Annotated in this window: 19 protein-coding genes; 11 read left to right on the top strand and 8 right to left on the bottom strand. The window is 69.6% G+C overall.

Annotated features, from left to right (window positions below; genetic code table 11):
• Positions 1-81 precede the first annotated feature (81 nt).
• From DEJ25_RS07190 to DEJ25_RS07180, 3 genes are read left to right on the top strand one after another with little or no spacing between them, the layout of a single operon-like run.
• On the top strand, positions 82-1,665 hold the full coding sequence (locus tag DEJ25_RS07190) for a glycosyltransferase family 2 protein (RefSeq protein ID WP_111044247.1): 1,584 nt from the start codon (positions 82-84) through the stop codon (positions 1,663-1,665).
• Positions 1,658-3,214, top strand: a complete 1,557-nt coding sequence (locus tag DEJ25_RS07185) for a glycoside hydrolase family 26 protein (RefSeq protein ID WP_111044246.1) — start codon at positions 1,658-1,660, stop codon at positions 3,212-3,214. The genes DEJ25_RS07190 and DEJ25_RS07185 overlap by 8 nt, the downstream gene beginning before the upstream one ends.
• On the top strand, positions 3,211-4,629 hold the full coding sequence (locus DEJ25_RS07180; RefSeq protein WP_111044245.1) for a UDP-glucose/GDP-mannose dehydrogenase family protein: 1,419 nt from the start codon (positions 3,211-3,213) through the stop codon (positions 4,627-4,629). The genes DEJ25_RS07185 and DEJ25_RS07180 overlap by 4 nt, the downstream gene beginning before the upstream one ends.
• Before the next feature lie 317 nt (positions 4,630-4,946).
• Here the strand turns inward: DEJ25_RS07180 and glnA are convergent, their stop codons facing one another.
• A complete protein-coding gene (gene glnA, locus DEJ25_RS07175) occupies positions 4,947-6,371 on the bottom strand; it encodes a type I glutamate--ammonia ligase (protein ID WP_110902453.1) in 1,425 nt (474 codons plus the stop codon).
• Positions 6,372-6,513: 142 nt separating this feature from the next.
• On the opposite strand from glnA, the gene DEJ25_RS07170 reads away from it, so the two are divergent.
• A complete protein-coding gene (locus DEJ25_RS07170) occupies positions 6,514-6,951 on the top strand; it encodes an RDD family protein (protein WP_110902452.1) in 438 nt (145 codons plus the stop codon).
• 292 nt (positions 6,952-7,243) lie between these two features.
• Here DEJ25_RS07170 and DEJ25_RS07160 read toward each other — a convergent pair whose 3' ends face one another.
• Positions 7,244-7,957, bottom strand: coding sequence for a DUF4191 domain-containing protein (locus DEJ25_RS07160; protein WP_110902451.1), 714 nt, complete (start codon positions 7,955-7,957; stop codon positions 7,244-7,246).
• Positions 7,958-8,084: 127 nt separating this feature from the next.
• Here DEJ25_RS07160 and DEJ25_RS07155 point away from each other — a divergent pair, with 127 nt between their 5' ends.
• Positions 8,085-8,873, top strand: coding sequence for a hypothetical protein (locus DEJ25_RS07155; RefSeq protein ID WP_111044244.1), 789 nt, complete (start codon positions 8,085-8,087; stop codon positions 8,871-8,873).
• Between the two features lie 130 nt (positions 8,874-9,003).
• Here the strand turns inward: DEJ25_RS07155 and sucB are convergent, their stop codons facing one another.
• From sucB to DEJ25_RS07140, 3 genes are all read right to left on the bottom strand, one after another.
• On the bottom strand, positions 9,004-10,488 hold the full coding sequence (gene sucB / locus DEJ25_RS07150) for a 2-oxoglutarate dehydrogenase, E2 component, dihydrolipoamide succinyltransferase (protein WP_111044243.1): 1,485 nt from the start codon (positions 10,486-10,488) through the stop codon (positions 9,004-9,006).
• 67 nt (positions 10,489-10,555) lie between these two features.
• Entirely contained in the window at positions 10,556-11,929 is a 1,374-nt protein-coding gene (gene lpdA / locus DEJ25_RS07145; protein WP_110902448.1) for a dihydrolipoyl dehydrogenase, read from the bottom strand.
• A 171-nt stretch (positions 11,930-12,100) separates the two neighbouring features.
• The gene (locus DEJ25_RS07140) at positions 12,101-13,606 is read right to left on the bottom strand and encodes a leucyl aminopeptidase (protein WP_111044242.1); all 1,506 of its coding nucleotides are present in this window, start codon (positions 13,604-13,606) and stop codon (positions 12,101-12,103) included.
• Positions 13,607-13,757: 151 nt separating this feature from the next.
• Between DEJ25_RS07140 and DEJ25_RS07135 the strand changes: the two genes are divergently transcribed.
• From DEJ25_RS07135 to DEJ25_RS07115, 5 genes are all read left to right on the top strand, one after another.
• Positions 13,758-14,675 carry a proteasome assembly chaperone family protein gene (locus DEJ25_RS07135; protein WP_110902446.1) on the top strand — a complete coding sequence of 306 codons (918 nt, stop codon included), beginning with the start codon at positions 13,758-13,760 and terminating at the stop codon, positions 14,673-14,675.
• 54 nt (positions 14,676-14,729) lie between these two features.
• Positions 14,730-16,049: a nitrate/nitrite transporter gene (locus DEJ25_RS07130; protein ID WP_111044241.1), complete on the top strand. Its 1,320-nt coding sequence runs from the start codon at positions 14,730-14,732 to the stop codon at positions 16,047-16,049.
• A 171-nt stretch (positions 16,050-16,220) separates the two neighbouring features.
• A complete protein-coding gene (locus DEJ25_RS07125) occupies positions 16,221-17,534 on the top strand; it encodes an RNA polymerase sigma factor (RefSeq protein WP_110902444.1) in 1,314 nt (437 codons plus the stop codon).
• A gap of 8 nt (positions 17,535-17,542) precedes the next feature.
• Entirely contained in the window at positions 17,543-18,805 is a 1,263-nt protein-coding gene (locus tag DEJ25_RS07120) for a MurT ligase domain-containing protein (protein WP_111044240.1), read from the top strand.
• A complete protein-coding gene (locus tag DEJ25_RS07115) occupies positions 18,802-19,575 on the top strand; it encodes a type 1 glutamine amidotransferase (RefSeq protein WP_111044239.1) in 774 nt (257 codons plus the stop codon). The genes DEJ25_RS07120 and DEJ25_RS07115 overlap by 4 nt, the downstream gene beginning before the upstream one ends.
• Positions 19,576-19,728: 153 nt before the next feature.
• Here the strand turns inward: DEJ25_RS07115 and DEJ25_RS07110 are convergent, their stop codons facing one another.
• Complete coding sequence (locus tag DEJ25_RS07110) at positions 19,729-19,953, bottom strand: hypothetical protein (protein ID WP_110902441.1); 225 nt, start codon at positions 19,951-19,953, stop codon at positions 19,729-19,731.
• A 48-nt stretch (positions 19,954-20,001) separates the two neighbouring features.
• Positions 20,002-21,171 carry an acyltransferase gene (locus DEJ25_RS07105; protein WP_111044238.1) on the bottom strand — a complete coding sequence of 390 codons (1,170 nt, stop codon included), beginning with the start codon at positions 21,169-21,171 and terminating at the stop codon, positions 20,002-20,004.
• A gap of 39 nt (positions 21,172-21,210) precedes the next feature.
• Between DEJ25_RS07105 and DEJ25_RS07100 the strand changes: the two genes are divergently transcribed.
• Positions 21,211-23,418 carry a type IIA DNA topoisomerase subunit B gene (locus tag DEJ25_RS07100; RefSeq protein ID WP_111044237.1) on the top strand — a complete coding sequence of 736 codons (2,208 nt, stop codon included), beginning with the start codon at positions 21,211-21,213 and terminating at the stop codon, positions 23,416-23,418.
• A gap of 94 nt (positions 23,419-23,512) precedes the next feature.
• On the opposite strand, the gene DEJ25_RS07095 is transcribed toward DEJ25_RS07100, so the two are convergent.
• Positions 23,513-25,999 (bottom strand): DNA topoisomerase (ATP-hydrolyzing) subunit A, encoded by a 2,487-nt coding sequence (locus DEJ25_RS07095; RefSeq protein WP_111044236.1) that lies wholly within the window; start codon positions 25,997-25,999, stop codon positions 23,513-23,515.
• Positions 26,000-26,032: the final 33 nt, after the last annotated feature.

The following is a 26,032-nucleotide window of genomic DNA, read 5'->3' as shown; positions in this document are numbered from 1 at the left end:
TCTGTCTGAATGAGGACACCCGAACCGACCCCGATTTCCCGATGACGCGGAATCTCCCTTCGAACGTTGCAGCAGGGATCGATGTTCACCTTCATCCTCCAGATCCGGCAGATGGTCGACGGCCACCCCGAGTTCTACCTGTTCACCGTGTACTCACTGGTGATCTGGTTGCTCTGGTTGCTCAAAGTCGTCCTCTCCGCCCGGTACCGCCCCTTCACCGGCACGTACACCGGGACGACGAGCGTCGTCGTCCCCGTGGTGGACGAGCCGCTCGACCTGTTCCGTGACGTGATCGGCCGCATGGTCGAACAGCGTCCCGGCGAGATCATCGTCGTCATCAACGGCGCCCGGAACGAGGCGCTCGAAGCGGTGTGCGACGAGTTCGCCCCCCTCGTGCGCTGGACCCACACGCCGATCCCCGGCAAGCGCAACGCGGTCAAGGTCGGCACCGAGATGTCGAACGGCGACATCACCGTGCTCGTCGACTCGGACACGGTGTGGACGCCCGGCGCGCTCGTCGAGCTGCTCAAGCCGTTCGCGGACGAGTCCGTGGGTGGCGTGACCACCCGCCAGCGCATCCTCGAGCCGACGCGATCCTGGATCACCCGCTGGGCGGACTGGCTCGAGAACTCCCGTGCGCTGTACTCGATGCCGGCGCAGAGCGTCCTCGGACAGATCGGCTGCCTGCCCGGCCGCACGATCGCGTTCCGCCGGAGCATCCTGGTCCGCGTCATGGACAGGTTCATGCACGAGGAGTTCATGGGGGTCTTCCTCGAGGTCTCCGACGACCGGACCCTGACGAACCTGACGCTCAAGGAGGGGTACCGGACCGTCTACCAGTACACGTCGCTCGTGTACACGGACGCTCCGCTGCAGGTGAAGAAGCTGTTCAAGCAGCAACTCCGCTGGGCCCGTGGGTCGCAGTACAACACGCTGCGGATGCTGCCGTGGATGCTCGGCCACGCGCCGATCCTGGCCGTGTTCTTCCTGACCGACATCATCCTGCCGTTCATGCTCTTCGGCGTGATCGCCGGCTGGATCTACCGGGCGCTCACCGGGCAGGGGCAGAACCTCTACGAGGGCATCCTGCACCAGTACGGGTTCTCCACCGGCTTCGTCTACGTCGCCGGACTCATGGTGGTCTCGAGCGTGCTGAGCATGGCCATCCGGCAGATGCGGCACCTGGCCGAGAAGCCGTCGGACTTCTTCCGCCTGCCGATGTTCATCATCGTCTCGACGTTCTTCCTCATGCCGATCCGGCTCATCGGGTTCTTCCGCCTGGCGCACGCCAGCGGCTGGGGGACCCGGGCCGGTGCCTACGCCGGTGGGCCGATGGAGGAGGACCCGGCGCAGCCGCAGCTCTCGGGCACGACCGTGCCGATGAGCCCGGTGGACCGCGGACTGACCGACACGTCCGAGCGACCGAGCGAGCAGGCCGCCGTGGACCGCGCGTTCGACGAGCTCTTCGGACCCGAAGCGACCACGGCCTCCACCGCGACCGTGCTCGCCACCCGACGCGACGTCGCCACAGCGACCACGACCGCGACCGCCCGTGCACCGCACCGCGCGGCGAAGCCCGCACGTCGCCGACTCAACCCGTACGCATCGATCCCGTACTGCATCGGGATCGCGGTCTTCGCTCTGGAGGCGTTTCTCATTGTCTGATCTCGACCACACCGACGGCACCTGGTGGGCGCCCTCCACCAAGCACGCCAAGCGCACCGCCCTCGGCATGGCGGCGATCGTCGCCGTCCTCACACTGATCACCTGGTCCGTGTGGATCTCGCCCTCCGGGCCGGTCTCCACCGCCGTCAGCCGGGCGCTCGGCGTCCCGACCCAGCAGGAATCGGCAGCCGACGTCGACGCCCTGCAGGCGAAGCTCGCCGCCGCACAGCAGCAGATCTGGAAGCTCGAGGGGAAGCTGCAGAGCACCTCGGCGCAGTCCGGCTCCCGCAGCGACCAGGTCACCCAGCTCAAGGCGCAGATCGCGGACCTGCGGTCGCAGCTCGGGCACGCCCGTTCCGGCACGGCCTCCGGCCACGGACACGGCGCCGGTTCGGGAGGCTCGTCCTCCTCCGGCACGTCGATCACGGCGGGCAAGGGGGCCGGCTCGGGCGGTTCCTCGTCCGGCGGGTCGGGCCACGGCGGGTCGGGCCAGGGCGTCGGTCCGACCGTCGTCCCGGGCACCGACGGCCCTTCGACCGACCCGGACCCGGCGACCCCGGTCGACGTGCCGACGAAGACCGAGGTCCTCGCCCAGCAGTCCCGCTGGTACGGCCTGTACACGGCCCAGTCGCCCTTCAACTGGGCCGAGTACGACGAGGTGTCCCAGCAGGTCGGCAGGTCGACGAACATGGTCGGCTACTTCCAGGGCTTCGACCAGGACTTCAACGCCGGTGCCGTGCAGCGATCGTGGACCAACGGCCGCGTGCCGCTGCTCACCTGGGAGACCCGGCCGGCGACGACCGGCAACGACCAGAAGTACGTCGCCGGGTACGCGAACGCCGACATCACCGGCGGAGCGTTCGACGACTACCTGACGAAGTACGCCGACGCGCTCAAGGCGAACGGACAGCCCGTGGTGATCCGTCTCGACCACGAGATGAACGGCAGTTGGTACAACTGGTCCGACGGCACCGCCCAGCAGAACGCGCCGGGCTCGTTCGTCGCGATGTGGAAGCACGTGCACGACGTGTTCGAGCGTGCGGGTGCGAACGACTACGTCATCTGGAACTGGGCTCCGACCCGCATCGACGCCCTGGGCAACCCGAAGTACCAGACCGTCGACTACATGCAGGCGTACTACCCGGGCGACGACTACGTGGACTGGGTCGGCATGAGCGGGTACTACCGCAAGGCCGCTGAGTCGCCCACCTTCGCTACCACCTTCGGTGCGACGCTCGACCAGATCCGGCAGATCGCGCCCGACAAGCGCATCCTGCTCAGCGAGATCGGCGCGACCGAGACCGGCTCCGCCGTGTCGAACGGGCAGAAGTCGCAGTGGATCGACTCGCTGTTCGACGCTCTCGCCGACCCCGCCAACTCGGACGTCATCGGATTCGCGTACTTCAGCGAGACCGCCACCACGATCGTCGACGGTGCCCGCACCACCAACGACTGGCGACTCGACTCCCGTGCCGACAGCCTGGCGGCGTTCGTCGCCGGCATCGCCCGCACCGACACCGACTACGACCTGCAGGAGGTCAAGAAGTGACCGCATCGAAGAAGTCCGCCGACACCCGACCCGCACCGGTCATCAGCGTCATCGGCACCGGGTACCTCGGTGCCACGCATGCCGCCGCCATGGCCGAGATGGGCTTCGAGACCATCGGCGTGGACGTCGACCCCGCGAAGCTCGCCGCGCTCTCCGCCGGCCAGGTGCCGTTCTACGAGCCCGGACTCCCCGAGCTCATCACGAAGCACGTCGCCAGCGGGAAGCTCCGGTTCACGGCCTCGATCGCCGAAGCGGTCGCTGCGGCGGACGTGCACTTCGTCTGCGTCGGGACCCCGCAGAAGGCCGGGTCGCACGCGGCGAACCTGTCCTTCGTGGAGAACGCCACCCGCGGCGTCGCCGAGAACCTGACCCACCCGGGACTCATCGTCGGCAAGTCGACCGTCCCGGTCGGCACCGCCGCACGGCTCCGCGGGATCGTCAGTGAGTTCACGCCCGCCGGCATCGACGCAGAGCTCATCTGGAACCCCGAGTTCCTCCGGGAGGGCAAGGCCGTCGAGGACACGCTGCACCCGGACCGCCTGGTGTGGGGCGGCGCGTCGGACGCTGCCGACGCCGTGATCCGCGAGGTCTACGCCGCCCCGATCAGCGAGGGCACCCCGGTCATCACCACCGACCTCGCCACCGCCGAGCTCGTCAAGGTCAGCGCCAACGCGTTCCTCGCCACGAAGATCTCGTTCATCAACGCGATCTCCGAGATGTGTGCGATCGCCGGGGCCGACGTGACGACCCTCGCCGACGCACTCGGCCACGACGCCCGTATCGGCCGGAAGTTCCTCAATGCCGGGCTCGGCTTCGGCGGCGGATGCCTACCGAAGGACATCCGAGCCCTCATGCACCGGGCGAACGAGATCGGTGCCGGCCGGGTCGTCGGCCTCATGCAGCAGGTCGACGAGATCAACATGGGCCAGCGCCAGCGGGTCATCGACATGGCGATCGAGTCCACCGGGGGATCGGTCCTCAACCGTCGCATCGCCGTGGTCGGGGCAGCGTTCAAGCCACTGACCGACGACGTCCGTGACTCCCCGGCGCTCAACGTGGCCGCCGCGCTGCACCTCCGTGGCGCGCAGGTGACGCTCTGGGACCCGGAGGCGATGGAGACCGCCCGCCGGTCGTTCCCGACGCTCACCTACGCCACGTCGATGACCGAGGCGATCGAGGGCGCGGACCTGGTCCTCGTCCTCACGGAGTGGGACGAGGTCGTCGACGCCGACCCCGTCGCCCTCGCGGCCGTCGTCGGCCAGCGCGTCGTGATCGACGCGCGCAACTGCCTCCCGACGGGCCGCTGGGTCGCGGCGGGGTGGACCGTCCGCTCCCTGGGACGGCCCACCCCCGTCACGGGTGCTCCCGCGAGCGTCGCCGCGGGCACGGTCGACGCGCTGGCCACCAGCCGCTGATCGTCCCCGGAGCGGGGCCCGTGCCGTCGGCACGGGCCCCGCTCTCGTGCGTCGGCCGCCGCGCCGGGGCCGCGGTGCAGTGCGCGAAGGCGACAGATCTGCACCGGAATCCGGTGGTGATCTGTCGCCTTCGCGTCCCAACCTGCGGAACCTGCTCCGGATCCGCTGACCTGACCTGACCGGCCTGGAGGCCCGGTGCCGGTCCGCCGGGCCGCCGCCGGAGTACGGCCACCATCTGTCGCTCCCGCGGAGGGGACGGCGCACGAAGGGCCCCGCACCTGACCGGTGCGGGGCCCTTCGTGGTGGAGCGTGGAGCGTCAGACGCCGAAGTACAGCTCGTACTCGAACGGGTGCGGACGCTGCGCCATCGGGAGGATCTCCTTCTCGCGCTTGTAGTCGATCCAGGTCTGGATCAGGTCCTCGGTGAAGACGTTGCCCTTGAGGAGGAACTCGTGGTCCGCCTCGAGCGCGTCCAGCGCGGCGCCGAGCGATGCCGGCACCTGCGGGATGTTCTTCGCCTCCTCCGGGGGGAGCTCGTACAGGTCCTTGTCGACCGGCTCGTGCGGCTCGATGCGGTTCTGGATGCCGTCGAGGCCCGCCATCAGCTGCACCGCGAAGGCCAGGTACGGGTTGCCGGAGGCGTCGGGCGCGCGGAACTCGATGCGCTTGGCCTTCGGGTTCGTGCCGGTGATCGGGATTCGGATGGACGCCGATCGGTTGCCCGCCGAGTAGACGAGGTTCACCGGGGCCTCGAAGCCCGGGATCAGTCGGTGGTACGAGTTGATCGTCGGGTTCGTGAACGCCAGCACGGCCGGGGCGTGCTTGAGCAGGCCACCAATGTACCACCGGGCCAGGTCGGACAGGCCGCCGTAGCCGTTCTCGTCGTAGAACAGCGGGGTGCCGTCGGACCACAGCGACTGGTGTGTGTGCATGCCCGAGCCGTTGTCGCCGAAGAGCGGCTTCGGCATGAAGGTCGCGACCTTGCCCCACTGCTCGGCCGTGTTCTTCACGATGTACTTGAACTTCAGGATGTCGTCCGCGGCGTGGACCAGCGTGTCGAACTTGTAGTTGATCTCCTGCTGGCCACCGGTGCCCACCTCGTGGTGCGCACGCTCGAGCTCGAGGCCCGCGTCGATCAGCTTGAGGGAGATGTCGTCGCGGAGGTCGGCGGTCTTGTCGACCGGCGACACCGGGAAGTAGCCGCCCTTGTACGGGGTCTTGTTGGCGAGGTTGCCGCCCTCTTCTTCGCGACCGGTGTTCCAGGCGCCCTCTTCGGAGTCGACCGAGAAGAACGCCTCGTTCTGCGTCACGGAGTAGCGGACGTCGTCGAAGATGTAGAACTCGGCCTCGGGGGCGAAGAACGCGGTGTCCGCGATGCCCGTCGAGGCGAGGTACTTCTCGGCCTTCTTCGCGACCTGGCGCGGGTCACGGCCGTAGATCTCGCCGTTGCGCGGGTTGTAGATGTCGAACACCATGATCAGCGTGCGCTCCGCACGGAACGGGTCCACGTACGCCGTCGTCACGTCGGGGATGAGCTGCATGTCCGACTCGTGGATCGACGCGAAGCCGCGGATCGAGGAGCCGTCGAAGAGCTGACCGACGGCGAAGAAGTCCTCGTCGACCGTTGATGCGGGGATGTTGAAGTGCTGCTGGACCCCGGGGAGGTCCGTGAACCGGATGTCGAGGAACTTGACGTCCGTGTCCTTGATGAAGGCAAGCACCTCGGAGGAATCGCTGAACATACGAGTCGGTCTCCTGTGGGGTTGGGTGGTGTCGAGGGAACCAGGAGGCACCCTCCGACGAGGCTATTGACCTGGAGTTTCCCGGACGTGACTGGGTTGTTTCCAGCGTGTTACGTGCCGGGGGAACGCCTACGCTGAGCACATGGCCCGCTCCACTCTGCCCTCCTCGCCCGCTCCCGGTCCCGGGCGCACCGAATGGCCGGGCAAGATCCTCGGACTGCCGGAGTCGGGGCCACGCAGCATGGGGTCGTTCGGACGTCGGTTCCTGGGCCTCGTCATCGACTGGGCACTCGCGTCGCTGATCTCGCTGGTGATCGGGACCTACGGTGCGGCGGGCAACTTCGTGACGCTCGGCATCTTCGCGGCACTGCAGGTCGTCTTCATCGCGCTGCTGTCCGGGTCCTTCGGGCACGTCTGCGTCGGGCTGCGGGTCGTCCCGGTCCGCGGCGGCTACGTCGGCGTGTGGCGGCCGATCGTCCGGACGGTCCTGCTCTGCATCGTCGTCCCGGTGCTCATCCACGCGAAGGACGGCCGGGCGTTGCACGACGCGGTCGCCGGGACGGTGCTTGTCCGCCGCTGAGGCCTGGTCGGCCCGGTCGGCCTGGTCGGCCCGGTCGGCCTGGTCGGCCTGGCAGACCCGGTCGGGCCCGGTCGTCTCGGAGCATGGCGGTCCGCTGCCGGGCAGCCTGCTGCTCGTCCGCCGAGGTCCTACGACCTGCCGCTGCTCGTCCGCCGAGGTCGCACGACCTGCCGCCTCATTGCCCGCAGATCAGCACCTCGTGCGACCTCGACCCGACCAGCACGCCGCAATGACACGACGCCCCCGACCCCGAAGGGTCGAGGGCGTCGTGGCACGCGGGGGGAGCGACGTGTCAGCGCGGCCGCCCGGCACGGACCCGGGTCGGGTCGATGCCCTTCGGGATCGCCGCGGCCGGACCGTGCGTGAGGGAGTCGAGACGGTTCGACACCGCCAGGACCTCGTTGCGGTTCAGCGCCTTCTTGTACCTGTTCATCGCACGCGGCAGCTTGTGGAGCGTGACCTGGCCGTCCGCGTCACCGACGTTGACGACGTGGATCGGGACGTTCGGCACGATACGGGCCACCTTGCGACGCTCTTCCTCGACCTGACGATTCAGGTTCGTGACCGGACCCTCGGTGATGAGGACGACACCCGGCGTCCCGACGGCGCGGTAGACCGCCGCCTGCGACCGACCGTGGACGGCGACGGGCATCTCGCTCGAGCGCCACTGCCGTCGCAGGGAGTTCGACAGGACGGCGCCGACGGCACCGGGCTGGCCCTCGATCTGCGAGTAAGCGGCCCGTTCGGCGAGACGGCCGAGCACGATCAGGAACAGCAGCACGCCGAGCAGGACGCCGGCGATGATCCAGAGCGTCATCGCGAGCCAGTTCTGACCCGGGATGAGCAGCGCCGCCAGGACGCCGACCACGACCGGTCCGAGGAACGCGAGGGCGAACCACCAGACGGAGCTGGGGTCGGCCCGACGGGTCATGGTGAAGACCTGGTACATCTGCTTGAGACGACCGGGCTCCTTCGCCGGGGAGCTTGAGGAACTGCTGCGTGCCATGCCGACAAGGATACGGCCTGGCACGTCGATCGTGGACCGTCCGACGCCAGGCTGTGGGCGAACAGCGTTGTCCACAGGTCGCTGATCCGGCCGGGAGGCCTGCCCCGCCCCCGCCACGATGGTCGCCATGGAACCGTGGGAACAGATCGACCTCTGTTGGCGAGCCCCGGAGCCCGCCGACGACTTCGCCGAGTGGCTCGCCGACCGCAGCACCGTGACGCACGACCACCTGGTGGGAGTCGCTGAGATCGGGCGCGACGAGACCGGCGCCCTGGTCGCGCGGGCATCTGCGCCGGTGGGGCTCGCACTGCCCGCGGCACTGGACCGGATCGGGCCACCGACGGCTGGTGTCGCCGTGACGCTGACGCTCCCACTGCTCGAGCTCGCCCTCCTGGCCGACGCCGGCGCGGTCCTGCTCGGTCGTGCCGGCATCGACGACGTCCTGGTCGACGACGCCGGTGCCGTCGTGCTGGTCGACCGACCGCCCGGAACCACCGATCGCTCCGGGCCCGGTGTCGTCTCGGGTGTCGAGGCGCTGGTCCTCGCCGTGCGTGCCGTCTGGGAACGCGTCGATCCGCGTGAGGTCTGCCACGACGAGGTCGACCAGGCGTGCTCGGCTGCCCGCCGGGACGGCGGAGCGGCGCTCCTCGCGCTCGACCGCGTGATCCGTGCCGCTGCCCCGCCGAGGCCGGTGCGCTGGGATCCACCGCCGATGACCTTCGCGTTCGATGTGGATCCGAGAGTGCCAGGGCCTGCGGCACCGCACTCGGCCGTCGGACGACTCCTGCAGTCGGGGCGCGGACTCCTGCCGTCCGGGCTGCCCGTCGGATCGCACCGGTTCGGCGTGCGCCGGCTGGCCACCGGACTGGTGGTCGTGGTCGGTGTCGTCGTGGCCGGGGCGTGGGGTGCGAGATGAACGTCGCCTGGCGCGGGAACGACGGCGGCCCCGCCTCCCACCGGGGGAGACGGGGCCGCCGTCGAACTCGCCGGCTACCGAGCGACCAGTAGCCGAGGACTCAGTAGCTCAGGACTCAGTAGCCCAGGACTCAGTAGCCCAGGTTGGGGCCGAAGTTGCCCTCTTCCAGACGGTTCTTCACGGCCACCAGGTACCGGGAGGCGTCGGCGCCGTCGATGATCCGGTGGTCGTAGGAGAGCGCCAGGTAGACGAACGAGCGGATGGCGATGGCTTCCTGCCCGTCGACCTGCACGACCGCCGGGCGCTTCGTCACGATGCCCGTGCCGAGGATCGCCGACTGCGGCAGGAAGACCACCGGGGTGTCGAACAACGCGCCGCGGGAACCGGTGTTCGTCAGCGTGAAGGTGCCACCGGCGAGCTCGTCGGGCTTGAGCTGGTTGTTGCGCGTGCGCTCCGCCAGGTCCGCGATCGACTGCGAGAACTGGGCGAGGTCGAGCGACGCCGCGTCCTTGATCACCGGGGTGAGCAGACCTCGCTCGGTGTCCACCGCGATCGAGACGTTCTCGGTCTCCGGGTAGACGATCTCGTCGCCGTCCACCGTCGAGTTGATCTTCGGGTGGGCCTTGAGCGCCTCGGACGCCGCCAGGGCGAAGAAGGGCATGAAGGAGAGCTTCGCACCCGTCTTCTCGAGGAACTCAGCCTTGTGGGCGTCACGGAACTGCGCGACCTTGGTCACGTCGACCTCGACGACGCTGGTGAGCTGTGCGGTCGAGGTCATCGACTGCACGGCACGCTCGGCGACGACCTTGCGCAGGCGGGTCATCTTCTCGCGCGTCCCGCGGAGCGGCGAGACCTCTGCGACGAACGGCCCGGACTGTGCCGGAGCCGCCGAGCCCGAGGCGGACGGTGCCGGGGCGGCCGCAGCAGCGGAGGCCGAGGCGAGCACGTCCTCCTTGCGGATGCGTCCACCGACGCCGGTGCCGGTCACGGTGGACAGATCGACACCCTGCTCGTTCGCGAGCTTGCGCACCAGCGGGGTGACGTACCCCGAGGCCGCACCGTTGGCGGTCGGGTTCGGGACCTCCGCGGACGGGGTCGACGACGGCGCAGCGGCTGCGGGCGGGGCAGCTGCGGGCGGCGGGACCGGGGCAGCCTGCGGGACCGGCGAGGCGGCCGGCGGCGCCGACGGTGCCTGCGGAGCCGCGGGCTGGGTCTGGCCGGACGGGGTCGGCTCGGGCTCGGCGGGCTCCGGGGCCTTCGCCTCGGTGTCCTGCTCCGTGCTCGGCGCGGTCTCGGGCTCGGTGTCCTCGGCGACCGCCTCGGTCTGGCTGTCGGTCGACTCGGACCCACCCTGGTCGGAGGAGTCGCCGCCGCCGGCTCCGTCGCCGATCTTGACGAGGGCGGTGCCGACCTCGACGGTCTCGTCCTCCTGGACGAGGATCTCCTCGATGACGCCGGCGATCGGCGACGGGATCTCGGTGTCGACCTTGTCGGTGGAGACCTCGAGCAGCGGCTCGTCGACCTCGATCCGGTCACCGACGTTCTTCAGCCATCGGGTGACCGTACCCTCGGTGACGCTCTCCCCGAGCGCCGGGAGGTTGACGGATTCGCTCATCGGGTGGACTCCTTCTCGCAGGCGTGGTTCTGGGTTGTGGTGTTCGTGGTGCGCACGACGGTGCTGCTCACAGCGCGTGGAGCGGCTTGCCCGCGAGGTGCAGGAAGGCTTCGCCGAGGGCTTCGTTCTGCGTCGGGTGCGCGTGCACGAGCGGCGCGACGTCCTCCGGGTGTGCTTCCCAGTTGACGGCGAGCTGTGCTTCTCCGATGAGCTCGCCGACGCGGGCGCCGATCATGCTGACGCCGACGACGGGGCCGTCGATGACCCGCACGACCTTGACCGCGCCGGACGTCCCGATGATGTGGCTCCTGCCGTTGCCGGCGAGGTTGTACTCGTACGTGTCGACCTTGTCGGCGCCGTACTGCTCTTCGGCCTTCGACTGCGAGAGACCGACCGAGGCGACCTCGGGGTCGGAGTAGGTGACCTTCGGGATGTTGTTGTCCGAGATGACGACCGGGTTGAGACCGGCGATCTCCTCGGCGACGAAGATGCCCTGCTGGAAGCCGCGGTGGGCGAGCTGCAGACCGGGGACGATGTCACCGACGGCGTAGACGTTCGGCAGGTTGGTGGCGAGCCGCTCGTTCGTCGTGACGAACCCGCGGTCCATGGCCACACCGACCTCGTCGTAGCCGACGTTCTGCGTGAGCGGGCCACGGCCGACGGCGACCAGGAGGACGTCGCCGTCGTAGGTCTTGCCGTTCTCGAGCGTCACGACGACGCCGTTCTCGTGCTGGTCGACGTGGTCGAACCGGACACCCAGAGAGAAGTCGATGCCGCGCTTGCGGAACGCGCGCTCGAGCTGCTTGGACATCGACTCGTCCTCGGCCGGGATCAGGTGCGGCAGGCCCTCGACGATCGTGACCTCGGCCCCGAACGACTTCCACACGCTGGCGAACTCGACGCCGATGACGCCACCACCGAGGATGACGACCTTGTTCGGGACGTAGTCCATGCGGAGGGCGGTCTCCGAGGTGATGACCCGGCCGCCGATCTCGAGACCGGGCAGCGACTTCGAGTACGAACCGGTGGCGAGCACGACGTTGCGACCGGTGACGGTCTGGTCACCGACCTGCACGGTGTTCTGCGAGGTCAGACGGCCCCAGCCCTCGACGACGGTGATCCCTCGCGCCTTGATGAGACCCTGGAGGCCCTTGTACTTCGAGTTGATGACGCCCTGCTGGTACTCGATGACCTTCGGCACGTCCACGCCGGCGAACTCGGCGACGACGCCGTACTTCTCGGCGTCACGGGTGGCGTCGGCGACCTCGGCCGAGTGCAGCAGGGCCTTCGTCGGGATGCAGCCGCGGTGCAGGCACGTCCCTCCGAGCTTGTCGCCCTCGATGAGCGCGACGCTCATCCCGAGTTCAGCGGCTCGGAGCGCTGCGGCGTAACCGCCGCTGCCGCCACCGAGGACCACGACGTCGTAAGTCTGTTCCGTCACCTGGTGCAACTCCCTCGTGCGTGTCGGGGGCGGCTTCGTGTCTCTTGGACGCCGTCCCGGTGGACACCGCGCGGCGGCGTCCGGCGGTCGGACCGTCTGTACCGGTCCCGTCCCGTCAGTTCCGGCGGGGGAGCGCGCGCGGACGCGGCGGCCCCGCCGGAACCCAACCTACTACTTGGACTGCAGGTCTTCTGCGAGTGCGACCAGGGTGCGGACCATCACACCGGTCGCGCCCTTGCCGAGCCAGCCGTACCCCGCGCCGCGGTTCTCCGACGGTCCGGCGATGTCGAGGTGCGCCCACGGGATCGTGGTGCCCTCGGCGGTCTGCCCGACGAAGCGCTCCAGGAACTTCGCGGCGAGCAGCATGCCGCCCGCGGTCTGTCCGACGGTGGCGTTCACCATGTCGGCGACGTCGCTGCTGAGACGGCCGTCGAGCTCCTCCGGCAACGGCATCGGCCAGATCGGCTCCGCGACCGCGTCGGCGAGCGCACGGACCTGTGTGACCAGGTCGTCGCTGCCCATCAGGCCGGTCGTGCGGTCTCCGAGGGCGACCATCTGCGCTCCGGTGAGGGTGGCGATGTCGACGATCGCGTCGGGCTGCTCGAGCGACGCGGCGGCCATGCCGTCACCGAGGACGAGTCGGCCCTCGGCGTCGGTGTTGGTGACCTCGACGGTCTTGCCGTTCTTCAACGTCAGGACGTCACCCGGGCGGATGGCCGACCCGGACGGCATGTTCTCGGCGAGGCAGAGCCAGGCGGTGACCTTCGTGTCGAGGCCCAGGCGAGCAGCCGCGACCGTCGCTGCGAGGACCGTCGCCGCACCGGTCATGTCGGTCTTCATACCGAGCATCGACGCTGCCGGCTTGAGGGACAGCCCGCCGGAGTCGAACGTGATGCCCTTGCCGACGAGCGCGAGGTGCTTGGTCGCGCCGACCGGCTCGTACCGGACGACGACGAGTCGCGGCGGACGGACCGACCCCTGGCCGACGCCCGCGATCCCGCCGAAGCCCTGTTCGGCGAGAGCGGTCTCGTCGAGGACCTCGACGGTGAGGGGCAGTCCCTCGGCGATCGATCCCGCGACGTCGGCGACGTCGGACGGACCGAGGTCCCCGGCGGCGGTGTTCACCATGTCGCGGACCAGGGCCGCGGCGTCGGCGACGATCGCCGGGCGCACGGTGGCGTCGGCGCTGACAGAGGCCGGAGCGACGACCGTGATGCGCTGGTCACCACGGGTCGGGCCCGTGGTGCCGGCGCCCTTGTGTCGCGTGAACGAGTAGGCGCCGAGTGCGGCGCCCTCGAGTGCCGCGGCGACGGCGGAGTCGTCCTCCGTGGGCAGGGCCAGGGCGATGGCGGCGACGTGCGGCAGCTGGCGCACGGCGCTGCCGGCGGCGGTGCGGACGGCAGCCGGTCCGGTCGCACTGCCGAGACCGATGAGGGCGATGCCCGCGGCGGCGACGCCGACGGACGCCCCGCCTGGGATCCGGACGAGCTGGTCCTTCGCACCGGTCGCTCCGACCGCGGCGAGGTCGAGATCGGCGAGTCCGTCGACGGGGCCCGTGGCGGACGGCACGAGGGTGGCCGGGGCGCCGTCGGTGCCCGGGCGTACGCCCAGCACGAGGACGTCGGCGTCGACGGAGGAGGGGGACGAAGAAGAGGTGGAGAGCGTCGGTCGGACCATGCAATCAGCCTACTGACGGCCAACTGACGGCCCACCGACGGGCGGTGGACGGGCCTCCCGTCGGCCGGATGACGGGAGGCTCTGCACCTGTTCGCTGTCGGCGTCGCCGCCCGACCATGTGGCGTCGGCGGCCCCGCCTAGCATTGACCCGATGAACCACCCCGAGGACCTCTACACGCTCGACGTCTCCGCCCCGACGGTGCCTGCCGGGCTGCACCTCGTCGCTGCCCTGACGGGCTTCGCGGACGCGGGCTCGGCGGTGGCGCAGATCACGGCGTCGATCACCGGCTCGCTCGAGACCCAACTCGTGGCCGAGTTCGACCCGGACATCCTGCTCGACTGGCGCGCCCGTCGTCCGGTGATCACGTTCGAGCACGACCACATCACGGCCGTCGAGCCGCCGCGGCTGACGTTGCACCTCGTCCGTGACGAGCTCGGGCAGCCCTTCCTCTTCCTGTCCGGCTACGAGCCGGACTTCCAGTGGAACCGGTTCGTCCAGGCGGTCGTCGACCTGGCCGAGGACCTGCAGGTCGCCGACACGACGTGGGTCCAGGCGATCCCGATGCCGGTGCCGCACACGCGGTCGATCGGCGTCACGGTGTCCGGCACCCGTGCTGACCTCGTCGAGTCGATGAGCGTCTGGAAGCCCGAGACCCAGGCGCCGGCGAACGTCCTGCACCTGGTCGAGCACCGTCTGGCGGGGCTCGGACAGCAGGTCACCGGCCTGGTGCTGCTCGTCCCGCACTACCTCTCCGACACGGAGTTCCCGGACGCCGCGGTCGCGGCGCTCTCGGGCATCTCGGCCGCCACGGGTCTGATCTTCCCGACGGACGCGCTGCGTGAAGAGGGGCGCGAGTTCCTGGCGCGCGTGGCCGAACAGGTCGCGGGCAACGCCGAGCTGCAGCGCCTGGTCAGCACGCTCGAGCAGCGGCACGACACGTACATGGAGGGCAACCCGGTCGCATCGCCGCTCACCGGGGCGGACGGGCAGGTGCCGACCGCGGACTCGATCGCCGCGGAGCTCGAGCGGTTCCTGGCGGACCGCCGCAGCGCAGCTGAGGACGACTGACCGCAGAGCCTCCACCCGCGCGGGTACCCGTCGGCCGCTCGCTAGCCTGGTCGGGTGAACTCCCGCCGAGCCTTCGTCGTCTGGGGCGTCGCCGTCCTGGCCTACGTCCTGGCGGTCATGCAGCGGTCGTCCCTGGGGGTCTCCGGGGTGGACGCGCAGGACCGCTTCGCCGTGTCCGCTGCCGTCCTGTCCACACTCGCGGTCGTGCAGATCGCGGTGTACGCGGGGCTGCAGATCCCGGTGGGCATCGCCCTCGACCGGGTGGGACCACGTCGCCTGGTGCTCCTCGGTGCCCTGCTGCTGACGATCGGCCAAGCCGTCGTCGCGCTGTCGCCGACGATCGGGCCAGCGATCGTCGGGCGGGTGCTCGTCGGTGCCGGCGACGCCATGACGTTCATCTCGGTGATGCGTCTGCTGCCGATGTGGTTCAGCGGGTCCCTCCTGCCGCAGATCTCGCAGTGGACGGGCAACCTCGGGCAGGTCGGACAGATCGTCTCGGCGTTCCCGTTCGCCCTGCTCCTGCACACCGTCGGGTGGGACGCGGCGTTCGGGGTCGCGGCGATCGCCAGTGCCGTGGGGCTCGTCCTGGCGGTGGTGTTCGTGCGCGCGGGTCCGGTCGCGGTCCGCACCGACACGATCCCGCTCCCGCACTCGTGGGGTGCCGCGTTCCACACCTTCGGCCACGCCCTCCGCCGGCCAGGTACACAGCTCGGCTTCTGGTCGCACTACGTGACGCAGTCCTCCGGGACGGTGTTCAGCCTGCTCTGGGGCGTCCCGATGCTCCGCGGTCTGGGCTACTCGGCGACCGAGGCAGCCACCTTCCTCACCGTGATCGTCGTCGTCGGGTTCGTCGCCGGCCCGGTCCTCGGCCTGCTCTGCGCGCGGTTCCCGATGCGGCGTTCCAACCTGGTGCTCGGGATCGTCGCCGCGCTCGGTGTGGTGTGGACGGCGGTGTTGCTCTGGCCGGGCCAGCCGCCGACGTGGCTCCTCGTCCTGCTGGTCGTGGCGATGGGGGTCGGCGGGCCGGGCTCACTCATCGGGTTCGACTTCGCCCGGTCCTTCAACCCGGTCGGCTCGCTCGGGTCCGCGAACGGCGTGGTGAACGTCGGCGGGTTCCTCGCGGCCTTCGTGATGATGTTCGCGATCGGGTCGCTGCTCGACGTGCTGGCGGCGGCGTCCGGCACCGACACGTTCGCCTGGCAGAACTTCCGCGTCGCGATGACCGTCCAGTACGTGGTCGTCGGGTTCGGTGTGGTGATGCTGCTCCTGGCACGCCGTCGGACGCGGGCACGGCTGCACGCGGAGGACGGAATACGGGTGGCTCCACTGTGGGTTGCACTCGTTGCACGGTTCCGGAAAGGACGCGTGCAATAATGATCACGGACCCTTTCGGGTTCCCCGCGTTCAGCGTCGGGGGACTTGACATGGGTCCTAGTGCTGCCCGGAACGGTAGGACCAGACGACGCGGGGTACCGCGGCGGTGGCCCTGGGCGGCGAGGGAAGGCCACGACCCCAGGAACGTGGCACGACGAGGAAGGTGATCGCATGGCTGCCCGGAGCACGACGGTCGATCCCACGAAGGACACCACGCCCGACGGCGTCGTGGCGGAAGACGCCACGGACACGACGGAGGGCACGGCCGCGCCGAAGAAGCGCGCCACCAGGACCACCGCCGCCGCCAAGAAGGCCGCCCCGAAGAAGGCGGCTCCGAAGAAGGCGAGTGGCAAGAAGGCCGCCGCCTCGGAGGACGACGAAGAGGGCGCCGAGGACGAGACGCCGGTCGAGGTGGCCGAGGACGCCACCGAGACGACCGACGACGCGACCGAGGACTCGGACGACGACTCGGCTGCGAAGCCCGCGACGGACACCGCCGCGGTCGCCGCCGGCGCGCTCGTCATCTCACAGACCGACGACGACGAAGCGCCGGTCTACTCGACGACCATCACGGGTGCCACCGCCGACCCGGTGAAGGACTACCTCAAGCAGATCGGCAAGGTCGCGCTGCTCAACGCCGAGCAAGAGGTCGAGCTCGCGATGCGCATCGAGGCCGGCCTGTTCGCCGAGGACAAGCTGCAGCACTCGACGGGGCTGTCGAAGCCGGCCGAGCGCGAGCTGCGCTGGGTCGCCCGCGACGGTCAGCGCGCGAAGTCGCACCTGCTCGGTGCGAACCTCCGACTGGTCGTCTCGCTCGCGAAGCGCTACACGGGCCGTGGGATGCAGTTCCTCGACCTCATCCAGGAGGGCAACCTGGGCCTGATCCGTGCCGTCGAGAAGTTCGACTACACCAAGGGCTTCAAGTTCTCGACCTACGCGACCTGGTGGATCCGTCAGGCCATCACCCGCGCGATGGCCGACCAGGCCCGCACCATCCGCATCCCGGTGCACATGGTCGAGGTCATCAACAAGCTGGCCCGTGTCCAGCGGCAGATGCTGCAGGACCTCGGTCGCGAGCCCACGCCCGAAGAGCTCGCCCGAGAACTCGACATGACGCCCGAGAAGGTCGTCGAGGTCCAGAAGTACGGTCGCGAACCGATCTCCCTGCACACCCCGCTCGGTGAAGACGGCGACTCCGAGTTCGGTGACCTCATCGAGGACACCGAAGCGGTCGTCCCGGCCGACGCGGTGGGCTTCACGATGCTGCAGAAGCAGCTCGAGAGCCTGCTCGACTCCCTCTCCGAGCGCGAGGCCGGCGTGATCCGGATGCGTTTCGGCCTGGGCGACGGCCAGCCGAAGACCCTCGACCAGATCGGCGACACGTTCGGCGTCACGCGTGAGCGCATCCGCCAGATCGAGTCGAAGACGATGGCGAAGCTCCGCCACCCGTCCCGGTCGCAGTCGCTCCGCGACTACCTCGAGTAGGCCGACCGGTGCGTTTCGTGGTCCCGATCCTGGTCGGGCGGATCCTCCGTGCCCTCGCGCGAGCGCGGGGCGGCGGGTCCGCCTACCCGGGCTACATCGTCCTCAAGCTGGTGCCGGACTTCCTGCAGCACGTGACGCGGCAGTTCCCCAACGGTGTCGTCTTCGTGCTGGGGTCGAACGGCAAGTCGACGACGACCCACATGATCTCGGAGATCGTGCGGGCGCACGGTCTGCGGGTCTTCACGAACCCGTCCGGTGCCAACCTGCCGCAGGGCATCGCGTCGGCCCTGCTTTCCCAGGTCTCGCTTGGCGGCAAGCTCAAGGCGGACATCGGGATCCTCGAGGTCGACGAGGCCTTCGCCGTCGAACTCGCCGGCATCCTGTCGCCGTCCACGGTGACGATGCTCAACGTCCAGGTCGACCAGCTCTACCGGTTCTTCGAGACCGAGCGGGTCGCGACGATGATGCTCGACACGGCCGCGCTGTCGACCGCGAACGTCATCACGAACCACGACGACCAGTTCCTCGACGCCTACCTGGCCGTCGACGGGCAACGGGTCCTGCGGTTCGGCGCGAGCACCGAGGTGGTCGCTGCCGCCCCGAACGGCCTGCAGAACGCCGACGACTTCGTCGCCGCTGCTGACCGGGCACGGACGACCGCCGACGCCGAGGTCGTGGCCTTCACCGGGGACGGCGCCACCATCGCGTTCGCGGGTTCCGAGATCCCGGTCCGCCTGCCGGCCCGCGGCCTCCACTACGCGGTGGACGCCGCCGCTGCCGCTGCGACGGCCAGTGCCGCACTGGGCGACCAGTTCCGTCCGGCCGCCGTCACCAAGGCGTTCGAGCGGATGAAGCCGGCCTACGGTCGTGGCGAGCGACTGCCGATCGCCGGTGAGTCCGCCGAGTTCACGATGTTCAAGAACGCCGCGAGCCTGCAGCTCAACCTCGACGCCCTGCCGGCGCACCCGGAGCAGGTCCTCATGGCGATCGACGAGGGCACGCCCGACATCTCCTGGATCTACGACATCGACTTCTCGAAGCTCGACCACGTCGACGTCGTCTCGGGCGACAAGGCCTGGCAGATCGCGATCGCCCTCGAGCACGCCGGTGTCCGCATCGGTCGTGTCGAGCCTGACGTCGAGTCGGCGATCCGGCACATGCAGGGCCTTGGTTCCACGACGACGGGCACGAAGAACTTCATCGTCAACTACGAGATCATGATGATCGCCCGGAAGGCCCTCGGCCACCCGGACATGGAGAAGACCGCATGACGGCCGATCGCCTGACCATCCTGCACGTCTACCCGCGGCAGATGGGGGTGTCGGGGGACCGCGGCAACGTCGCAGCCCTCGTCCGTCGCGCCGCCACCGCCGACATCGTCACCGAGGTCGTCGAGTACGCCCCGGGCGACGAGTTGCCCTCGGCGGCCGATGTGGTGGTGGTGGGCAACGGACCGCTCAGCGCGATGCGCTCGCTCGGTACGGACGTCACCCGGGTCGGTTCGGTCCTGCGCGACTTCGCGACCGCCGGGGTGCCGGTGGTGGCGGTCGGCGGCGGGTTCGACCTCGCCACGAACCAGGTCGTCCCGACCGACGGCGCCCCGATCGACGGCTTCGGCGTGTTCGACGCCCGAGCCGTTCGTGGGGCAGAGCGCCGTGTGAACTACCTCGTCCTCGAGTCGCGGTACCCGCTGCTGCCGGGAGCGTCGACCCGGCTGGCCGGCTTCGAGGACCACGCTGCGCGCATCGAGCTCGCCGACGGCGTCGCGCCGTTCGCGGACGTCGTCTCCGGTGGGGGCAACCAGGCTGGTTCGCCGGTCGAGGGTGCCGTCACCGGCAACTCGTTCGGCACGCACACACAGGGGCCGATCCTGCCGCTCAACCCGCAGCTGACCGACGCGGTGCTCGCCGCGGCGACGGCCCGACTCGGCCGCGACTACACGCCGGACCCGGGTCGGACGGCGACGATCGACGAGTACGCACGTGAAGCCCGCGCCACGATCGACCGGTACGTCGACAAGGCGTTCAAGCGCATCGCGTAGCCGGTGGTCGACGGCGGCCGCCTGGAGGCCCGGCATCGGTGTGGGAGACCGGTGCCGTGCCTCCAGGCGGTTTCGTCCGTCACATGACGGATGCCAGGACGACGACGGGCCCGGATCCATGTGGATCCGGGCCCGTCGTGTGGTGCGTCGCGCTTACTTCGACTCGTGGAGTCGGCTGCTCTCGTCGTGCCACTCGATCGCGGTGGCGGCGAGCTTGTCCTTGAACTCAGCCCCGTGGTGGGCGCAGAAGAACAGTTCGCCGCTCGCCATGGTGGCTCGGATGTACGCCTGCGCTCCGCAGCTGTCACACCGGTCGGCAGCGGTGAGCTGGTGGTTGCTGACTTCGTCGATGGAGAGGTCCTGCACGGTCTGGGTCATTGCTGTGCTCCTCACGGATTGCAGGTGGTGCTTCTTGGTTGCACCATCTCAACACGTCCTGCCTGGATGTGCGGCATCCGGGGCGCTCATTTCGCTCAGCGCGGACCGATCATCCCCAGTACGAGTGTCGGGACGGCTGCGGAGCTGTTCGTGCTGCACCGCACGGCGCAGGCGGCGCGCCCGCGCCCGACGTTGCGCCGGTCGCTCGACGAGCAGACTGGACAGGTACCCCAAGCCGAGAGTCGACAGGATCTGCAGGATCAACAGGAGTGGGAACGGCAGCACCGGACCGAGTGCGAGGCAGGTGAGTTGTTGCACGGGCCAGGCGTAGACGTAGAAGCCGTACGAGGCGTCGAACCGTGATCCAACCCGATGCAGGGGTACTGCCGTGCTGAGCGGGAGCAGCAGGATGATGAACGGGAGCGGAGCGATGTCCGCACTCGTCCCGGTCACGATCGACGCCGCGATCACCGTGAGCAGCGCCACGACCGTGACTGCCGAGACACGGATCGCGCCGGCCCAGAAGTATGCGACGGCACCCGCTGCGAACGCGACACAGACGTCGATGGCAGAACCGAGGCCTGGGTACTCGATGATCCCGAGGGTGTTCGGGAGCGCCGCGATCATCGCGACGGCGAGGGCGACTACCGAGGTCACGCGTCGGACCCGTACCGGGACCAGCGAGAAGGCGACAGCGACCGCGACGTAGCAGGCGGCCTCCCAGAAGAGCGTCCACAGTGAGCCGTTCCAGATGCCTTCGTACGGCACGCCGACCAGGGTGTCGTCGATGCCCTCCTGCAGGAACCTCGGCGGGTAGAGCGGCGCGTTGTGGAGGACGTACCGGACGGCACTCGACGGGTCCCACCTCGCGTCGGGTTCGTATCCGACCGAGATCGGGGCGAAGACGAAGGCGGTGACGAGGAGGGTGGCGAACAGTCCGGGGAGGATGCGAGCCGCGCGGGCCTCGGCGAAGTCGAGCATCGACCGCGTGTTGTCGCGACTCCGGCAGATGAGGTACCCCGACACGGTGAAGAAACCCATCACACCCCAACGTCCCACGGTCATCCCGCCGAGCTCGGGCTCGGCGGACACCCCGGCCATCCCCACCGCATGCGACACGAGCACCAGTCCGGCGAACAGCAGTCGGGCGGCGTTCAAGGAGTTCGCGGCTGGGTCGAAGGTCGAGGCAAGCGTCCGCGACGCCCGTGTCGGTTTCATACTGAAGTACTACATGCTTCCTGCTTCTGCTGGTGAACCATGTGTATTTCGCCCGCGCCTCCCTGCCGTGTCGGCGATGCTCGATACGCTCGTCAGGTGAGCTCCGACTACTCCGCACGGCATCTCTCCGTCCTCGAAGGACTCGAGGCGGTCCGGAAGCGTCCCGGCATGTACATCGGCTCGACGGACTCCCGCGGCCTGATGCACTGCCTGTGGGAGGTCATCGACAACTCGGTCGACGAAGCCCTCGCGGGGCACGGTGACGAGATCGGGGTGACGTTGCACGCGGACGGGTCGGTCGAGGTCTCCGACGTCGCTCGTGGCATCCCCGTCGACGTCGAACCGAAGACCGGCCTGACCGGGGTGGAGGTCGTGTTCACGAAGCTGCACGCCGGCGGCAAGTTCGGCTCGGGGTCGTACGCGGCCTCCGGCGGGTTGCACGGGGTCGGTGCCTCCGTCGTGAACGCGCTGTCGGAGCGCCTCGACGTCGAGGTCGACCGGGGCGGCAAGACCTACGCCATGTCGTTCCACCGTGGGGAGCCCGGCATCTTCGACGACGCGCAGGGCATCGGGCCTGACGCGCCGTTCGCGCCGTTCACCTCGGGCAGCGAACTCCGGGTCATCGGCAAGGTGAAGAAGGGCGTCACCGGCACCCGGGTGCGGTACTGGGCGGACCGGCAGATCTTCACGAAGGACGCCGCGTTCAGCACCGGCGACCTGGTGAACCGGGCACGCCAGACGGCGTTCCTGGTCCCCGGACTCGGGTTGACCATCACCGATGCCCGCCCCGCCTCGATGTCGGCCGCCGCGGAACGAGCCGCGCTGGCGGCGCCGCCCCTGGACGGCGAGCCGAGCGCCCGCGTGGAGCAGGGCCCGGTCGTCGAGCGCTTCCGCTACGAGGGCGGCATCGGCGAGTTCGTCGAGCACCTGGCGGTCGACGGCGCGAAGACCGACGTCTGGCGCATCCAGGGTTCCGGCACCTTCAAGGAGACCGTGCCGATGCTCGACGACAAGGGCCACATGGTCTCCACTGAGGTCGAGCGCACCTGTGAGGTCGACGTCGCTCTGCGGTGGGGCGACGGCTACGAGACGATGTTCCGCAGCTTCGTCAACATCATCGCCACGCCGAAGGGCGGGACGCACCAGACGGGTTTCGAAGCAGGTCTGGTCAAGGCGGTCCGCACCCAGGTCGAGGCGAACGCCCGCAAGCTGAAGGTCGGTCAGGACAAGCTCGAGAAGGACGATGTGCTCGCCGGTCTCACCGCCGTGCTGACCGTCCGGCTGCCCGAGCCGCAGTTCGAGGGACAGACCAAGGAGATCCTCGGCACGCCGGCGGTCCGACGCATCGTCGACTCGGTCGTGTCGAAGCGGATGACCGAGATCCTCACCTCGACGCAGCGCACCGAGAAGGCACAGGCAGCCGGACTCCTCGAGAAGGTCGTCGCCGAGATGAAGACGCGCATCTCGGCCCGTGCGCACAAGGAGACGCAACGCCGCAAGAACGCGCTCGAGAACTCCTCGCTGCCGACGAAGCTCGCGGACTGCCGGTCGAACGACGTCGAGGGCACCGAGCTGTTCATCGTCGAGGGTGACTCGGCCCTGGGTACCGCGAAGCTCGCCCGGAACAGCGAGTACCAGGCGCTCCTGCCGATCCGCGGCAAGATCCTCAACGTGCAGAAGGCGTCCGTGTCGGACATGCTCTCGAACGTCGAGTGCGCGTCGATCATCCAGGTGATCGGCGCCGGGTCCGGGCGCACGTTCGAGCTCGACCAGGCCCGGTACGGCAAGGTCATCATCATGTCCGACGCAGACGTCGACGGCGCCCACATCCGCACGCTCCTGTTGACGCTGTTCTTCCGCTACATGCGTCCGATGATCGAGCAGGGTCGGGTGTTCGCCGCAGTGCCACCGCTGCACCGGGTCGTCGTGGTGAACCGTGGCAAGCCGAACGACACGCTCTACACGTACTCCGAGCAGGAGCTCACGACGCTGCTGAAGAAGCTCGAGCGGTCGAACAAGAAGTACCTCGAGCCGATCCAGCGGTACAAGGGGCTGGGCGAGATGGACGCCGACCAGCTGGCCGAGACGACGATGGACCGTGCGCACCGGACGCTCCGTCGGGTGAACGTGTCGGACGCGGAGTCGGCGGCGAAGGTGTTCGAGCTGCTCATGGGCAACGACGTCGCGCCGCGCAAGGAGTTCATCCTGGCGGGCGAGGGCCTGGACCGCGAGCGCATCGACGCCTGACCGGTGACGTCGAGACGCCGCCACGATGTCGAGACGCCGCCGGACACGGCGGCGTCCCGCAGTCACGGCGCCGTCTCGCGGAGCCGAAGGCGTGTCAGACCTCGCCCGGGGTCCCATCGACCGCGGCGGCGCTGCCACCGATGGTGACGACCTCGGCGTCGAGCGGACTGCCCGACCCGTCGCGCTTCGACAGCCAGTCCGGCAGGGTCCGGGCAGCACCGTCGGAGCCGACCGCATGCGGCGGCGCGACGCCGGCCCAGGCGACGCTGAGGCCGTCCTCGCCCTTGAGGAACGCGTGTGCCCGGACGCCCTGCGTGCCACGGCCCTTCGCCGGGAACTCGGTGAGGGCGGAGACCTTGGCGCGACCCGCGTCGGTGCCCGGCAGGGCGCTCGAGGTGGTGGAGACGGTGGCGACGACGGTGTCCTCGGTCAGGGCGACGGAGCCGAACCAGACCACGGTGGCACCACCGGCGAGCGACACGCCCGCGACGCCGCCGGCCGGGAGGCCCTGCGGTCGGACGGCGGCGGCCGGGAACCGGAGCAGCTGGGCGTTCGAGGTGATGAACACCAGGTCGTCCGACTCGGGTGCCTGGGTGGCGCCGACGACGTGGTCGCCCGGCTTCAGCCCGATGGCGGGGAAGTCCGGCTTGTCGGGCCAGGCCGCCGGCACGACGCGCTTGACGATGCCCTGCGCGGTGCCGATGGCGACCGAGTCCGCGACGGACGCGTCGAGCGACACGAGGGCGACCACGGTCTCGCTCTTCGAGACACCGAGGTAGTCGCTGACCCGGACTCCGGCGTCGAGCCGCACCGACGCGGGCGGGACGGCCGGGACGTCCACGGGGGAGAACCGCACGACACGCCCGGTCGAGGTGAGCGCGCCGACCTGCCCGCGGGCGGTGCTGACGACGGCGGAGCGTACGGCGTCGTGCTTCGAGCGCTTCGGCACGTGCACGATGCCAGACTCCGCGGCGGGGATGTCGACACGGACGAGTCGTCCGGTCGTCGAGAGCAGCACTCGGCAGGGGGCGTCGGCGACCTGGAGCGACTCCGGGTCCACCGTGGCCTTCCGACCGCCACGGACGGGCGCGTCGGCCTCGGTGAGCAGGGTGCGGCGGGGCGTGGCGAACTCCTCGGACACCGCGGTCAGCTCGGTCGCGACCTGGGCGCGCAGCCGTTCGTCGGACGCGAGCAGTTCCTCGAGCGCGGCGATGTCGGCGAGCAGCTGGTCGCGTTCGCCCTCGAGCTCCATGCGCGAGAACTTCGTCAGACGGCGCAGACGGAGCTCGAGGATGTACTCGGCCTGCACCTCGGACAGGTCGAAGACGTCGCGGAGCCGGTTCCGTGCGGCTTCGGAGTCGTCGGAGGTGCGGATGACCTGGATGACCTCGTCGATGTCGAGGATCGCGATGAGCAGCCCCTCGACCAGGTGCAGGCGCTCACGACGTCGGGCCAGCCGGTACTGGGAGCGCCGGGTGACCACGGACAGGCGGTGCTTGACGTAGACGTCGAGCAGGTCGCGGAGCCCGAGTGTGCGGGGCGAGCCGTCGACCAGGGCGACGTTGTTGATCCCGAAGTTCTCTTCGAGCGGCGTGTGCTTGTAGAGCTGTTCGAGGACGGCCGTCGGGTTGAAGCCGGACTTGATGCCGATGACGAGCCGGAGGCCGTGGTTGCGGTCGGTCAGGTCGTTGACGTCCGAGATGCCGACGAGCTTCTTCGACTGCACCCCGTCCTTGATCTTCTCGATGACCCGCTCGGGCCCGACCAGGTAGGGCAGCTCGGTGACGACCAGCCCGGACTTGCGCGGGGTGAGGTTCTCGACCGAGACCTTCGCCCGGGTCCGGAAGGTCCCGCGTCCGGTCGCGTAGGCGTCGCGGACCCCGGAGAGCCCGACGATGGTCCCGCCGGAGGGCAGGTCCGGACCGGGGACGAACTCCATGAGCTCCTCGAGCGTGGCCCGCGGGTGCATGAGCAGGTGCTTCGCGGCCTCGACGACCTCGCCGAGGTTGTGCGGCGCCATGTTCGTCGCCATGCCGACCGCGATGCCGGAGGCGCCGTTGACGAGCAGGTTCGGGAAGGTCGCTGGCAGCACGCTCGGCTGCATGATCTGGTTGTCGTAGTTGGGCACGAAGTCGACGACGTCCTCGCCGAGCCCCTCCGTCATCGCCATCGACGGTTCGGCCAGGCGCGCCTCGGTGTACCGGGCAGCAGCCGGGCCGTCGTCGAGGGAGCCGAAGTTGCCGTGTCCGTCGATCAGCGGCACGCGCATGGTGAACGGCTGCGCGAGCCGGACGAGCGCGTCGTAGATCGCGCCGTCGCCGTGCGGGTGCAGCTTCCCCATCACCTCACCGGTGACGCGGGCGCTCTTCACGTGGCCGCGGTCCGGCCGCAGGCCCATCTCCGCCATCTGGTAGAGGATGCGGCGCTGCACGGGCTTCAGGCCGTCACGGGCGTCCGGGAGCGCGCGTGAGTAGATGACCGAGTACGCGTACTCCAGGAAGGAGCCCTGCATCTCCTCCGAGACGTCGACGTCCTCGATGCGCTCACCGTCGGGCAGTCCGACGACGTCCGTGCGTGCCATGGCACCTTCCTGCCGACCCAGCTCGATCTGGAA

Origin of the sequence: Curtobacterium sp. MCPF17_011 (assembly GCF_003234145.1) — a bacterium.
Taxonomy (GTDB): domain Bacteria; phylum Actinomycetota; class Actinomycetes; order Actinomycetales; family Microbacteriaceae; genus Curtobacterium.
The sequence above is the reverse complement of the archived record's forward strand: the minus strand, read 5'-3'. Positions and strand labels throughout refer to the sequence as shown.

Excerpts from the sequence above, each read along its gene's own strand:
- DEJ25_RS07110 (WP_110902441.1), bottom strand. The coding sequence starts at position 19,953 with ATGACCCAGACCGTGCAGGACCTCTCCATCGACGAAGTCAGCAACCAC.
- DEJ25_RS07155 (WP_111044244.1), top strand. The coding sequence starts at position 8,085 with ATGGAACCGTGGGAACAGATCGACCTCTGTTGGCGAGCCCCGGAGCCC.
- sucB (WP_111044243.1), bottom strand. The coding sequence starts at position 10,488 with ATGAGCGAATCCGTCAACCTCCCGGCGCTCGGGGAGAGCGTCACCGAG.
- DEJ25_RS07160 (WP_110902451.1), bottom strand. The coding sequence starts at position 7,957 with ATGGCACGCAGCAGTTCCTCAAGCTCCCCGGCGAAGGAGCCCGGTCGT.
- DEJ25_RS07140 (WP_111044242.1), bottom strand. The coding sequence starts at position 13,606 with ATGGTCCGACCGACGCTCTCCACCTCTTCTTCGTCCCCCTCCTCCGTC.
- DEJ25_RS07105 (WP_111044238.1), bottom strand. The coding sequence starts at position 21,171 with ATGAAACCGACACGGGCGTCGCGGACGCTTGCCTCGACCTTCGACCCA.
- glnA (WP_110902453.1), bottom strand. The coding sequence starts at position 6,371 with ATGTTCAGCGATTCCTCCGAGGTGCTTGCCTTCATCAAGGACACGGAC.
- DEJ25_RS07170 (WP_110902452.1), top strand. The coding sequence starts at position 6,514 with ATGGCCCGCTCCACTCTGCCCTCCTCGCCCGCTCCCGGTCCCGGGCGC.
- DEJ25_RS07115 (WP_111044239.1), top strand. The coding sequence starts at position 18,802 with ATGACGGCCGATCGCCTGACCATCCTGCACGTCTACCCGCGGCAGATG.
- DEJ25_RS07190 (WP_111044247.1), top strand. The coding sequence starts at position 82 with ATGTTCACCTTCATCCTCCAGATCCGGCAGATGGTCGACGGCCACCCC.
- DEJ25_RS07135 (WP_110902446.1), top strand. The coding sequence starts at position 13,758 with ATGAACCACCCCGAGGACCTCTACACGCTCGACGTCTCCGCCCCGACG.
- DEJ25_RS07095 (WP_111044236.1), bottom strand. The coding sequence starts at position 25,999 with ATGGCACGCACGGACGTCGTCGGACTGCCCGACGGTGAGCGCATCGAG.
- DEJ25_RS07100 (WP_111044237.1), top strand. The coding sequence starts at position 21,211 with ATGTGTATTTCGCCCGCGCCTCCCTGCCGTGTCGGCGATGCTCGATAC.
- DEJ25_RS07125 (WP_110902444.1), top strand. The coding sequence starts at position 16,221 with ATGGCTGCCCGGAGCACGACGGTCGATCCCACGAAGGACACCACGCCC.